The sequence below is a fragment of the Variovorax sp. HW608 genome, assembly GCF_900090195.1.
Lineage (GTDB): Bacteria > Pseudomonadota > Gammaproteobacteria > Burkholderiales > Burkholderiaceae_C > Variovorax.
Genome location: NZ_LT607803.1, coordinates 4431810 through 4444953 on the forward strand (window position 1 = coordinate 4431810; position 13144 = coordinate 4444953).

General features: G+C 69.1%; 9 protein-coding genes. 5 read left to right on the forward strand and 4 right to left on the reverse strand.

The genetic code is table 11. The annotated features are described in order from the left end of the window. Positions 1 to 6: 6 nt before the first annotated feature. Positions 7 to 1740, forward strand: a complete 1734-nt coding sequence (locus VAR608DRAFT_RS20850) for an IlvD/Edd family dehydratase (RefSeq protein ID WP_088955787.1) — start codon at positions 7 to 9, stop codon at positions 1738 to 1740. 9 nt (positions 1741 to 1749) lie between these two features. Next, positions 1750 to 2679 carry a dihydrodipicolinate synthase family protein gene (locus tag VAR608DRAFT_RS20855; protein ID WP_088955788.1) on the forward strand — a complete coding sequence of 310 codons (930 nt, stop codon included), beginning with the start codon at positions 1750 to 1752 and terminating at the stop codon, positions 2677 to 2679. A 20-nt stretch (positions 2680 to 2699) separates the two neighbouring features. Here the strand turns inward: VAR608DRAFT_RS20855 and VAR608DRAFT_RS20860 are convergent, their stop codons facing one another. After that, positions 2700 to 4214, reverse strand: coding sequence for a CYTH and CHAD domain-containing protein (locus tag VAR608DRAFT_RS20860; protein WP_088955789.1), 1515 nt, complete (start codon positions 4212 to 4214; stop codon positions 2700 to 2702). Between the two features lie 30 nt (positions 4215 to 4244). Continuing rightward, on the reverse strand, positions 4245 to 4496 hold the full coding sequence (locus VAR608DRAFT_RS20865) for a hypothetical protein (protein WP_088955790.1): 252 nt from the start codon (positions 4494 to 4496) through the stop codon (positions 4245 to 4247). Between the two features lie 101 nt (positions 4497 to 4597). Between VAR608DRAFT_RS20865 and VAR608DRAFT_RS37175 the strand changes: the two genes are divergently transcribed. Next, positions 4598 to 4822 carry a hypothetical protein gene (locus VAR608DRAFT_RS37175; RefSeq protein WP_157731076.1) on the forward strand — a complete coding sequence of 75 codons (225 nt, stop codon included), beginning with the start codon at positions 4598 to 4600 and terminating at the stop codon, positions 4820 to 4822. A gap of 415 nt (positions 4823 to 5237) precedes the next feature. Here VAR608DRAFT_RS37175 and cphA read toward each other — a convergent pair whose 3' ends face one another. Together cphA and VAR608DRAFT_RS20880 are read right to left on the reverse strand one after the other, a co-directional pair. Beyond that, positions 5238 to 7805, reverse strand: coding sequence for a cyanophycin synthetase (cphA, locus tag VAR608DRAFT_RS20875; RefSeq protein ID WP_088955792.1), 2568 nt, complete (start codon positions 7803 to 7805; stop codon positions 5238 to 5240). Positions 7806 to 7972: 167 nt separating this feature from the next. After that, the gene (locus tag VAR608DRAFT_RS20880) at positions 7973 to 10213 is read right to left on the reverse strand and encodes a cyanophycin synthetase (protein ID WP_231972912.1); all 2241 of its coding nucleotides are present in this window, start codon (positions 10211 to 10213) and stop codon (positions 7973 to 7975) included. A 139-nt stretch (positions 10214 to 10352) separates the two neighbouring features. Here VAR608DRAFT_RS20880 and VAR608DRAFT_RS20885 point away from each other — a divergent pair, with 139 nt between their 5' ends. Both VAR608DRAFT_RS20885 and VAR608DRAFT_RS20890 read left to right on the forward strand, forming a co-directional pair. Next, positions 10353 to 12623, forward strand: a complete 2271-nt coding sequence (locus VAR608DRAFT_RS20885) for a cyanophycin metabolism-associated ABC transporter (protein WP_088955794.1) — start codon at positions 10353 to 10355, stop codon at positions 12621 to 12623. Then, on the forward strand, positions 12620 to 13084 hold the full coding sequence (locus tag VAR608DRAFT_RS20890) for a cyanophycin metabolism-associated DUF1854 family protein (protein WP_088955795.1): 465 nt from the start codon (positions 12620 to 12622) through the stop codon (positions 13082 to 13084). Before VAR608DRAFT_RS20885 ends, VAR608DRAFT_RS20890 begins: the two co-directional genes overlap by 4 nt. Positions 13085 to 13144: the final 60 nt, after the last annotated feature.

Below are 13144 nucleotides of genomic sequence, written 5' to 3' on the forward strand. Positions count from 1 at the left end.
ATCCGAATGTCCGATCAGAAACCCAAGAAACTGCGTTCCGCCGACTGGTTCGGCCCCGCCGACAAGAACGGCTTCATGTACCGGAGCTGGATGAAGAACCAGGGCATTCCCGATCACGAGTTCGACGGCCGGCCGATCATCGGCATCTGCAACACATGGTCCGAGCTCACGCCGTGCAATGCGCACTTCCGCAAGATCGCCGAGCACGTGAAGCGCGGTATATCCGAAGCAGGCGGCTTTCCGGTCGAGTTTCCCGTGTTCTCCAACGGCGAGTCCAACCTGCGTCCCACCGCGATGCTGACGCGCAATCTCGCGAGCATGGACGTGGAGGAAGCGATCCGCGGCAACCCGATCGATGCGGTCGTGCTGCTGGCCGGCTGCGACAAGACCACGCCCGCGCTGCTGATGGGCGCGGCGAGCTGCGATATTCCTGCGATCGTGGTGTCGGGCGGTCCGATGCTCAACGGCAAGCTCGAAGGGCGCGACATCGGCTCGGGCACCGCCGTGTGGCAGCTGCACGAGGCGATGAAGGCGGGAGAGATCGACGTCCATCAGTTCCTCTCGGCGGAAGCGGGCATGTCGCGATCGGCGGGCACCTGCAACACCATGGGCACCGCATCGACGATGGCCTGCATGGCCGAGGTGCTGGGCGTGGCGCTGCCGCACAACGCGGCCATCCCGGCGGTCGATGCGCGCCGCTACGTGCTTGCGCAGATGTCGGGCATGCGCGCGGTGGAGATCGCGCGCGAGGGCCTCACGCTGTCGAAGATCCTCACGCGCGAGGCCTTCGAGAACGCGATCCGCACCAATGCGGCGATCGGCGGATCGACGAATGCGGTCATCCATCTGAAGGCGATCGCCGGGCGCATCGGCGTCGCGCTCGAACTGGAGGACTGGACGCGCATCGGCCGCGGCACGCCGACGCTGGTCGACCTGATGCCCTCGGGCCGCTTCCTGATGGAGGAGTTCTATTACGCGGGCGGCCTGCCGGCAGTGCTGCGCCGGCTCGGCGAGCACGGGCTGTTGCCGCATCCCGGTGCGCTCACGGTCAATGGCCGATCGCTGTGGGACAACGTGCGCGATGCGCCGAGCCACAACGACGAAGTGATCCGGCCCATCGACAAGCCGCTGATCGAGGACGGCGGCATGTGCATCCTGCGCGGCAATCTGTCGCCGCGCGGCGCGGTGCTCAAGCCGTCGGCGGCATCGCCCGAGCTGCTCAGGCATCGCGGGCGCGCGGTGGTGTTCGAGGACTTCGAGCACTACAAGGCGCGCATCGTCGACGAATCGCTCGATGTCGATGCCAGCTCGGTGCTGGTGATGAAGAACTGCGGCCCCAAGGGGTACCCGGGCATGGCCGAGGTCGGCAACATGGGCCTGCCGCCGAAGCTGCTGCGGCAGGGCATCAAGGACATGGTGCGCATCTCCGATGCGCGCATGAGCGGCACGGCCTATGGCACCGTGGTGCTCCACGTCGCGCCCGAGGCCGCGGCCGGCGGGCCGCTCGCGGCGGTGCGCGACGGCGACTGGATCGAGCTCGATTGCGAGCAGGGCCGGCTGCACCTGGACATCAGCGATGCGGAACTGGCCGACCGGCTCCAGTCCGTCGCACCCGCGCGCGAGAAGGGCGGCGGCTACCAGCGGCTCTACATCGACCATGTGCTGCAGGCCGATGAGGGCTGCGATTTCGATTTCCTCGTCGGCTGCCGCGGTGCAGCGGTGCCGAAGCATTCCCATTGATCCATGACCATGACCCCATCCGCCAAACGCCGCTACCAGGGCATCTTCCCGGTGGCCCCGACCACCTTCACCGAATCGGGCGAACTCGATCTCGCGAGCCAGAAGCGCTGCATCGACTTCATGATCGATGCGGGCTCGGACGGCATCTGCATCCTCGCGAACTTCTCCGAGCAGTTCGTGCTGTCGGACGAAGAGCGCGAGGTGCTCACGCGCACGATCCTCGAACACGTGGCGGGCCGCGTGCCGGTGATCGTCACCACCACGCACTTCAGCACCAAGGTGTGCGCCGAGCGCAGCCGCCGCGCGCAGGACATGGGGGCGGCGATGCTGATGGTGATGCCGCCCTACCACGGCGCGACCTTCCGCGTGCCGGAGCCGCAGATCTTCGACTTCTATGCGCGGCTGTCCGATGCGGTGGACATCCCCATCATGATCCAGGACGCACCGGCGAGCGGCACCGTGCTCTCGGCACCGTTCCTGGCGCGGATGGCGAAGGAGATCGAGCACATCGCGTACTTCAAGATCGAGACGGCCGGCGCGGCATCGAAGCTGCGCGAACTGATCCGGCTCGGCGGCGATGCGATCGAAGGGCCGTGGGACGGTGAGGAGGCGATCACGCTGATGGCCGATCTCGATGCGGGCGCGACCGGCTCGATGACCGGCGGCGGCTTTCCCGACGGGCTGCGTCCGATCATCTTCGATCACCTCGCGGGCCGGCGCGAGCAGGCCTTCGAGCGCTACCAGCAGTGGCTGCCGCTGATCAACTACGAGAACCGGCAGGCCGGATTGCTCGCCTGCAAGGCCCTGATGAAGGAGGGCGGCGTGATCGCCTGCGAAGCGCCGCGGCATCCGCTCGCGCCGATGCATCCGGATACCCGTGCCGGACTGATCGAGACCGCGCGGCGGCTCGATCCGCTGGTGCTGCGCTGGGGGCGCTGACCAGGGCCTGTGAGCCGGCCCTATTTCCAGAAAGGTTGCGCCTTCGCGACCTCGTCGAGCGCCTCGCGGCACTGGACGGCGCTGGCGGGCTGACGAGCGCTCAGCCAACCGACGGCGAACCACGATTGCCCGTCGTGCGACGCGTTGTCGCGGTAGGCGCTGATCGCGACCGCGTTGTCGTTGTGCTGCCCGAGTGCGTCCTGTGCGGGTTCGAGCTTTTTGAGGTAGCGCTTCGCGTCGCGCGATCCGAACATCGGCGCGACGAATTCGCCAAGATAGCGCAGGCGCTTGAGCCGCTTGCGCACGCGATGCTGCGCGGCCGGCTCCAGCGCTTCGTAGCGCTGGCCGTCGCGCACGACCTGGCGATGCAGCTTCGAGAGCCGCTTGCGCAAGGGCTTGCGCGCGGGGGCGGGTTGCGCGGCCGGCTCTTCGGCGGCGGCGTCATCGTCTGCCGTCTCGGTGGGCAGGGTGGCGGCCACGAGTTCGAGCAGCGTGTTCTGGAATTCGGCGCTGCGGACCACGTCGGCCGGATCGGGCGGCGGGGCTGCGTCAGCCCACGCGATCGGCGGCGCACCGACGGCCTCGAGCCGGGGCTGGACGTCCTGCAGCAGATGGTCCCGGTCGCGCTGGCGGCCGAGTGCGCGGAACGCGGTCACCAGGGCCGATTCCCACGCGGGATCGATGAGCGATGGCGCCAGCGCTTCCATCTCGCGCAGCGCCGTGCGCAGTCTCCGGATGCCCACGCGCAACTGGTGCACATGCTCGGCGTCCGTGCTGCCGGCCGCGACCTCGCTCGCGTTGGCGAGGATCTGCGACAGGCAGGTCTTGATGACCGCGCAAAGAACCTGCGGACCGTCATCGGAATCGTCGTCGAGGCTGGGCGGCACGGCCTTGACCGGGTCGCCGAACGATGCACCCTGGGCCAGGCGTTGGCCGCGCGCGGACTTCGACACCGTGTCGAGCCAGAGCGCGTAGCGGTTGCGCCAGCGATGGGCGAGTTCGAGCATCGAATGCGGGCTGCCGCTCTTGAGTTCGATCTCGAGCTCGCACAGCGCGTGCGAGCGTTCGCCTGCGCTCACCTCGCCCTGGTCGAAGGCGAGCTCGACCAGGGCGTCGCCGGTGCGCATCTCGCGCGTGGTGCGGCGCACGTCGGTGCCGTAGACCGCGGCGAGCTCCACCGTCGCGGGATCGTGTCCGGCCTTGCGCAGCGCCTCGTGGATCAGCGCGCCGACCGGCGTGCCTTCATGGCGCTCGATGCGCGGCACCGGCACTTCGCGCGCGCTCACGGGCGGCAGCTCGACGTTGTGCTCATGGCGTTCCAGCAGCGTGCCGCCGGGCGCCTTCGCGGTCTGCCACCAGGTGCGGCCTTCCTTGCGCAGGCGCAGCACGATGTGCTGCGCGGCCAGCGCGCCGTCGGCGGTGTCGAAATAGCGCGCGCGCAGCCGCGTGACATGCGACCGCCCCCGCCCCACGGCCGCTTCGACGGCTGAGCGCTGCGAGGGGCTGATCTGGAACTTGAGTTCGAATTCGGTCACGGCTCGGTCGACAGGCCGTTTCGGCCTCGATTACTCCTGCAGTTCGCGGACCTGCAGCGAAAGATCGAACAGCTTGGACTTGCTCGCGTAGTACCGGTCGAGCCGCCATTCCTTCAGGATGTCGATCGCCAGCTGGAAGCTCTTGTAGTCGAGGTCGTACAGGTGGACGAGCTCGAAGCTGTTTTCCGACTCGAGCGCGAGCACGAGCCTTGCAAGAATTTGTGCCGACTCGTTGGTCGGGTCGGTTTCGATGAAGCGACGCGCGACCTTGATGGCATTCATGGGAGCTCTCCTCGATTGAGACAAGCCCGTGACTATAGCCAGCGGTCCCGATCCGGTTGTTACCGTTTTGTGACAAACCGGGATCGGGTCGGCGGTGCGCGATGCCTGCCTATCGGGACGGAGCGGGCATCGGCATCGGCATCGGCATCGGAGCGGGCCGCGTCGCCGGCATCATCGGCTCCGCCGCGGGCGCCGGTTCCGGCATGGGGGCCATCGATGGTGCGGGGACCGGCGTTTCCGTGGTGCGGATCACGCCGCCGCCGAGCACGCTTCCGGCGACCGTGGTCTGGCCGGTGCCGAGCACGCGCTGCTCACAGGCGGCCTGATCGGAGGGGGGCTGCCGGGCGCAGCGGGCCAACGCGTTCTGGCGCAGCTGGGCTTCATCCATCTTCGGGAATCCGCCCTGGCGCGCGGTCTGGGCGGCAGCGCCCCTTTCGCGCAGACAGGCGGCCCGGTCCTGCATGACCCCGTCGCAGGGGAGGGAGGAGGATTGGGCCAGGGCCGAGCAGGTCACGGCCAGACCCCCAGCGGCGGCAAGAACAGCAAGACACGAACGAACAGCGCTCTTCATGGTCACTCCTTTTCTGTGCGGCGCGGCGCAGCATGGCGGCGCCTGCCGCAGTGCGGCGTGCTGCCAGGAGAACCCAGTATGTGAGCGAGGCCTGCCCAGGGCCAGCGCCCGGCGGCGCGCGTTCGTGTCGGACAAGACCGGCTGGCGGCCGCGCGCGTCTTGCCGGTGGCTCAGGCCTCGGCGATGCGCTTTGCGAGGTGAGCGAGCGCTTCCTCGACCTGGTCCACCAGGATCAGCGACAGATCGCCGGGTTGCAGCCGCGCGAGGGCGGCGTCGATGGCGATGAACTCGCCGCGGATCTCGTCGATGCAGCGGGTGCGCTTCGCGCCTTCGAGGCCCTGCCGCAGCAGCGCCATCACCTCGCCGTCGGCGCGGCCGCGCTGCGCCGCATCCTGGTAGAGGATGACGTCGTCGAATGCCTCGCCGAGGATCGCGGTCTGGTCACGGATGTCGCAATCGCGCCGGTCGCCCGCGCCGCTGATGACGACCGAGCGCCTGTTCGCCGGCATGGTGTCGACGGCAGCCACCAGCGCGCGCATCGCGTCGGTGTTGTGGCCGTAGTCGGCGATCACGGTCGCGCCGCGGTAGTCCATCACGTTGAAGCGGCCGGGCACGCCGGCGGCGTCGTTCTTGAAGCTCGCGAGCCCGCTGCGGATGGTGTCCCAGTCGAGCCCGACCGCCCAGGCGGCGGCGACCGAGGCCATCACGTTGTCGACCTGGAAGCCGATCGTGCCGTTGCGCGTGATCTGCACGTCGCGCAGCGGAATGCGTTCGCGCCACGAACCTTCGGCCGCGACCACCGCGTCCTGGTCGACGTAGACGGTGCGCTTGCCCTGTGCGCGGTGCGTGGCCATCACCGGATGCTGCCTGTCGGCGGCGAAGAAGATCACGTTGCCGGGACAGGTGGCCGCCATCGCGGCCACGGTCGGGTCGGCCGCGTTGAGCACCGCGTAGCCGCCGGGCGCCACGTTGCGCACGATCACGCGCTTGAGCACCGCCAGGTCTTCCACGCTGGTGATGTAGTTGAGGCCGAGGTGGTCGCCGCTGCCGATGTTGGTCACCACCGCCACCTGGCAGCGATCGAAGCCCAGGCCTTCGCGCAGGATGCCGCCGCGCGCCACTTCGAAGATGGCGGCGTCGACGTCGGGGTGCAGCAGCACGTTGCGGGCGCTCTTCGGGCCGCTGCAGTCGCCGCTGTCGGTCTGGCGGCCATCGACATAGACGCCATCGGTGTTGGTCATGCCGGTGCGCAGCCCGCTGCTCGCGAGCAGGTGGTTGATCAGGCGCGCGGTGGTGGTCTTGCCGTTGGTGCCGGTGACCGCCACGACCGGGATGCGGCCGTCGTCGCCGGGTGCGAAGAGCGTGTCCATCACCGCCTCGCCGACCGCGCGGCCGCGGCCGAACGAAGGCGAGATGTGCATGCGCAAGCCGGGCGCCGCGTTGACTTCGACCACGCCGCCGTGCTGTTCCTCGAGCGGGCGCAGCACGTTCTCGCAGACCATGTCGACGCCGCAGATGTGCAGGCCGACCATCTGGGCCGCGTCGACCGCGCGCGCCGCGACTTCGGGGTGCACGGTGTCGGTCACGTCGGTGGCGGTGCCGCCGGTGGAAAGGTTCGCGTTGTTGCGCAGCACCACGCGCTGGCCGAGCGCCGGCACGCTGTCGGGCGCGAGGCCTTGCGCTTCGAGGCGGCCGACGGCGATGTCGTCGAGGCGGATCTTGGTCAGCGAGGTCGCATGGCCTTCGCCGCGGCGCGGATCCTGGTTGACGATGTCGACCAGCTCGCGCACCGTCTTCACGCCGTCGCCGTTCACCTGCGGCGGATCGCGGCGGGCGGCGGCCACCAGGCGGTTGCCCACCACCAGCAGGCGGAAGTCGAAGCCGGGCAGGAATTTCTCGACCATCACTTCGCCGTAGTGCGCGGCGGAGGCATGGGCCGCGTCGAGCTGCTCGCGCGTCGTGATGTTGACCGTCACGCCCTTGCCCTGGTTGCCGTCCTGCGGCTTGACGACCACGGGCAGGCCGATCTCCTGCGCGGCGGCCCAGGCGTCGTCGAGGTCCGCGACCGGGCGGCCGAGCGGCACCGGCACGCCGGCGGCGTTCAAGAGCTGCTTGGTGAGCTCCTTGTCCTGCGCGATCGATTCGGCGACGCCGCTGGTGCTGTCCACCTCGGCGGCCTGGATGCGGCGCTGCTTCGAGCCCCAGCCGAACTGCACGAGGCTGCCGCGGGTGAGGCGGCGGTACGGAATGCCGCGCGCCGCCGCCGCATCCACGATGGAGCCGGTGCTTGGACCGAGCCGCTCGTCCTCGTCGAGGTCGCGCAGTTCGGTGATCGCGGCGGTGGCGTCGAATTCGCCGCCGGTGCGCACCGCTTCGATGAGCTTCAGTGCCAGTTCGAGCGCGCGGCGGCCGACGGCTTCCTCGCTGTACTGGAAGGTGACCTGGTAGACGCCTTCCTCGACCGTGCGCGCGGTGTGGCCGAAATTGACCGCGCATCCGGCCTGCGCCTGCAGCGCGACCGCGGCGTTCTCGAGCACATGCGCAACGGCGAGCGGCTGGCCGAGCACGATCGGATGCAGCTCGCCGATGGTCGGGAACAGGGCGCGCAGGCGATTCTCGAAATCGGGCAGCCGCTCGACGGCGTTCTCGTCGCCTTCGCAGCGCACGACGACCTCGATGCAGGTGTGGCGGCTCCAAAGATTCGGGCCGCGAAGAGCGCGGGTACGGATGACTTCCATGTCAGTTGTCCATTGCGTTTCGCACCGTCCCCGACCCATGAAACTGGCGCAGCGAAGGCCAGGAATCCCGCGGAACCGGCTTTGCCGGGCCGCTGGGATTGCCCCCCTCCCGCCGAAGGCGAGAGAGGGGGGAGCCGCGAAGCGGCTTGGGGGGTGCTTGTTTCACTTCAGGCGAGTTGTTGTTCGGGGGACAGCAGGGTCTGCGAGAGCTGGAGCGAAGCGAGCGCCGCCTGCAGGTCGGCCTCGAAGGCTTCGACGCCCGCACCGATCAGGTTCAGCGGGATGCCCATCGCCCAGCCGGCGGCGACCGCCGCGAGCAGGCTTTCGAGGCTGACGCCGGCATGCGTCGCGCGCCAGACCGTCAGGCGGCCGAGGCCCGGCAGGAAGGATTCGCTGGAACCGTTGGCGAGCACCACGCGGTCCTGGCGCACCAGCACCGCCTTGCCGCCGGCGGCCTGGTGCTTGCCGAGCGCTTCGGCCTGCGGGTCGGTCGAATAGAGGATCACGTCGCCGTCGCACAGCGGCGCGAGTCCGGCCACGCGCGGGTCCGCCGCGTTGAGCACCGCGGTGCCTTCGGGCAGCACCACGTCCACCTGCGTGCGCAGCACCTTGACCATCTGGTCGCTCTCGGTGATGTCGAATTCGGAGAGCGCTTCGCAGCCGTCGAGGTCGGTCACGATGCCGACTTCGCAGCGGTCGTAGGCCAGCCCGTCGCGCAGGATGGTTTCGGCGCCGTTCTCGATGACCACCGCCTGCACCGCGCGGTTGACCAGCAGGCGATGGCCGGCTTCCCAGTTGGCGCTGTTGCGCGCGTCGACGCGGCGGCGTTCGAGGAACAGGCCGTCGCGGCAGGCGAGGCCGGTGTGGCGGCCGCCGAGGCCGATCAGCCACGCGACCAGGCGCGACAGCACCGCGGTGTCGCGCGAGCCGGCGACGCCGACGACCGGGATGCGGCCCGGCGCGTCGTCCGGAAAGAGGTGATCGCAGATCGCGCGTCCCACCGGGCGCGGCGAGCCGACCGCCGGCTTCAGGTGCATCAGCAGGCCGGGGCCGGCGTTGACTTCGACGATCGCACCGCCCTGGACCGCGAGCGGCTTGGCGATGTCCTGCGCCACCAGGTCGATGCCGGCGATGTCGAGGCCGACCACGCGCGCCGCGAGCACGGCCGCATGCGCCACTTCGGGGTGGACCTGGTCGGTGCAGTCGATCGACATGTTGCCGTTGCGCTGGATCGTGACGACCCGGCCGGCGGCGGGCACCGAATTGCCGTCCAGGTCCTGGCGCTTGAGTTCGAGCTGCAGCTTGGCGTCGGTCTCCAGAATGATGACGTCCAGCGGGTATTCCTCTTCCGCGCCGCGGCGCGGGTCGCTGTTGAGCTGGCTGTCGATCAGCTCGGCGACGGTGGCGCGGCCGTCGCCGGTCACCGTGATGATTTCGCCGCGCGCGGCCGCCACCACCTGGCCGCCGACCACCAGCAGGCGATGCTCGGCGCCGCGGATGAAGCGCTCGACCATCACGTCGCTGCCTTCGGGCTCGGCGACCGCGAAGGCGGCCATGACTTCCTCGCGCGTGTTGAGTTCGAGCGAAACGCCGCGGCCGTGGTTGGCGTCGGAGGGCTTGACCGCCACCGGCAGGCCGATGTCCTCGGCCGCTTCCCAGGCTTCCTCGGCATCGGCGACGACCTGGCCTTCGGGCACCGGCACGCCGCAGCTGGCGAGCAGGGACTTGGTCAGTTCCTTGTCGCTGGCGATCGATTCGCCGATGGCGCTGGTGTAGTCGGTCTCGGCGGTCCAGATGCGCTGCTGGTTCGCGCCGTAGCCGAGCTGCACGAGGTTGCCGTCGTTCAGGCGCATGTGCGGAATGCCGCGGTCGGTGGCGGCGCCGACGATGCAGGCGGTGCTCGGACCGAGGTAGCAGTCCTCGACCTTGGCCTTGACCGCGTCGACCGCCTTTTGCACGTCCGCCGCGCCGAAGGGGTCGTGGTTGATCGCCGCCATCAGCAGCTTGTGGCCCTCGGCCAGCGCGACCCGGGCGACCTGCTCGTCACGGGCGCGGAAGACCATGCGGTAGACGCCATGTTCCGACGTGCTCCGGGTTTGCCCGAAGCCGGTGGGCATGCCGGCGAGGTTCAAAAGCTCGATCACGACGTGTTCCAGCACGTGGCCGGCCCAGGTGCCTTCGGTCAGGCGCTGGATGAAGCCGCCGCGTTCGCCGACGCCGCAGTGGTGCTCGATCAGCGCCGGCAGCAGGGTCGTGAGCCGGTCGGTGAAACCCGGGATGGTGTTGGACGGATGCTCCTCCAGCCGGCCGAGGTCGAGCCAGACTTCCAGCACGGGTCGGTAGGTCCAGAGGTTCGGGCCGCGCAAATAGTTGATGCGCAGCAGTCGGATGTCGTCGAAACGGGTCATGAAAACGTTCGATGTGCTTTGGCCGAGCACGGCGGCGCCCTCAACGGCGCCCATGGCGATCGGTCAGAATCGGCGCCCTCGGAAACAGGTCCTGGGCGCCATGAAGGGTCCGGCAGCGGGCCGGAGATTTAGAAACACAATGCAACATCACGATCCAGTCGGCACCCCGGGGGGCGAATCAGAGGAGGCTTCAGCGGCGCTGGAGAGCCGGCTCCTACCGGCGGAAAACGTTCTGGCGACTCTGCCGGTTGACCTTGACGAGGAACTTCGGTTTGCCTCCGGCCTGCTGGCGCTGACCGACCGGCGCCTGCTGGTGCGCAATCCGGGCGGCGCCTGGTTCGAATGGGCGCTCCCCGCGCCGGGGCTGGAATTGCAGCTTTCCGACCATGCCGGCATCGGCACCCTGGACCTGCTGGACGACAAGGGCCGGCTGGCCCGCTGGCGCTACACCCTCGCGCACCAGGCCGGGGCGCTGAAGGTGCAGAAGCTGTTCGAACAGCACGCCGAACGTGTCGCGCAGGTGACACTGCCGGGCGCCGATGCGGACGAGGCGGCCGAAACCGAGCTCCAGCCGCCGCCCTCGACCTGGGTGCTGCTGCGGCTCGGCCGCTTCGCCAAGCCCTATCGCAAGCAGCTGATCACCGGGTTTCTGCTGACCTTGGCCTCGACCGCCGCGACGCTGGTGCCGCCCTACCTGACCATCCCGCTGATGGACGACATCCTGATCCCGTTCCAGAACGGGCAGCAGATCGCGGTCCACAAGGTGGTGCTGTTCCTCGGCGCCCTGCTGGCGGCGGCGCTGGTCGGCTGGGCGCTCGGGTGGGCGCGCACCTACCTGCTGGCGCTGGTGTCCGAACGCATCGGCGCCGACCTGCGCACCACCACTTACGAACACTTGCTGACCTTGCCCCTGGATTACTTCGGCGGCAAGCGCACCGGCGACCTGATGGCGCGCATCGGCTCGGAGACCGACCGCATCAACGTCTTCCTGTCGCTGCACGCGCTCGATTTCCTCACCGACGTGCTGATGATCACGATGACGGCGGTGATCCTGTTCTCGATCAACCCGCTGCTGGCGATCGTCACGCTGGTGCCGCTGCCCTTCATCGCCTGGATGATCCACGTGGTGCGCGACAAGCTGCGCACCGGCTTCGAGAAGATCGACCGGGTGTGGAGCGAGGTCACCAACGTGCTCGCCGACACCATCCCCGGCATCCGCGTCGTCAAGGCCTTCGCGCAGGAGCAGCGCGAATCCGACCGCTTCCGCGCCGCCAACACCTACAACCTGCAGGTCAACGACAAGCTCAACAAGACCTGGTCGCTCTTCACGCCGAGCGTGTCGCTCCTGACCGAGGTCGGCCTGCTGGTGGTCTGGGCCTTCGGCATCTGGCAGGTGGCGCGCGGCAGGATCACGGTCGGTGTGCTCACCGCGTTCATCGCCTACATCGGGCGCTTCTACACGCGGCTCGATTCGATGAGCCGCATCGTCTCGGTCACGCAGAAGGCGGCGGCCGGCGCCAAGCGCATCTTCGACATCCTCGACCATGTGAGCAACGTGCCCGAGCCCGCGAACCCGGTGCAGGTCGACCGGGTGCAGGGCCGCATCGAGATGGACGATGTCGGCTTCCGCTACGGCAGCCGCGCGGTGATCCGCGACCTCGGCCTGGTGATCGAGCCGGGCGAGATGATCGGCCTGGTCGGCCACAGCGGCTCGGGCAAGAGCACGCTGGTGAACCTGATCTGCCGCTTCTACGACGTGACCGACGGCGCGATCAAGGTCGACGGCACCGACATCCGCCGCTTCGCCGTTGCCGACTACCGCCGGCACGTGGGGCTGGTGCTGCAGGAGCCCTTCCTCTTCTTCGGCACCATCGCCCAGAACATCGCCTACGGCAAGCCCGCCGCCACGCGCAAGGAGATCGTGGCCGCCGCGCGCGCGGCGCATGCGCACGACTTCATCCTGCGCCTGCCGCACGGCTACGACTCGCTGGTCGGCGAGCGCGGCCAGGGCCTGTCGGGCGGCGAGCGGCAGCGCATCAGCATCGCGCGCGCGCTCCTGATCGACCCGCGCATCCTGATCCTCGACGAAGCGACTTCGGCGGTCGATACCGAGACCGAGAAGGAAATCCAGAAGGCGCTCGACAACCTCGTGCAGGGCCGCACCACGATCGCGATCGCGCACCGGCTTTCCACGCTGCGCAAGGCCGACCGCCTCGTGGTGATGGACCGCGGCGAGATCGTCGAAGTGGGCCCGCACGACGCGCTCATGGAAAAGCAGGGCGCCTATTGGCGGCTCTACCAGGCGCAACTGCGGCAGGCCGACGAAGAGAGCGCGGGCGCCGTGGCCGAACGCAGTGCCGTGGCCGCCGCGCTCGGCGCGCACGCAGCCCATCCGGCGGGGGACGCATGAACGACTTTCAACTCGAACGCGATGCCTTCGGGCGGCTCGTGCTGACGGATGGCGAGGGCCTGCGTCACGTGGGCGTGGTGCCCGTGCGGGCATTTCCGCTCACCTCGCCGGATCACGGGATCTCGCTGGTGGGGACCGACGGGCGGGAGCTCGTCTGGATCGACCGCATCGCCGACTTGCCCAGTGCGATGCGCGCGCTGCTCGACCAGGATCTGGTGGCGCGCGACTTCGCGCCGACGCTGCAGAAGCTCCACAAGGTGTCGAGCTTCGGCGTGCCGAGCACCTGGAGCGTGAGCACCGACCGCGGCGAGACCCGCTTCGTGCTCAAGGCCGAGGAAGACATCCGCCGGCTCGAAGGCGGCGCGCTGCTGATCGCGAGCGCGCACGGCCTGCAGTTCCGCATCCCGGACGCGAAGGCGCTGGACCGCCATTCACGAAAGCTGTTGGAGCGCTTCCTGTAAGGCGGCGCGGGTGTGAGGTGCATCAAATACAATGGTCTGCATCAAACTGTTGAACATGCA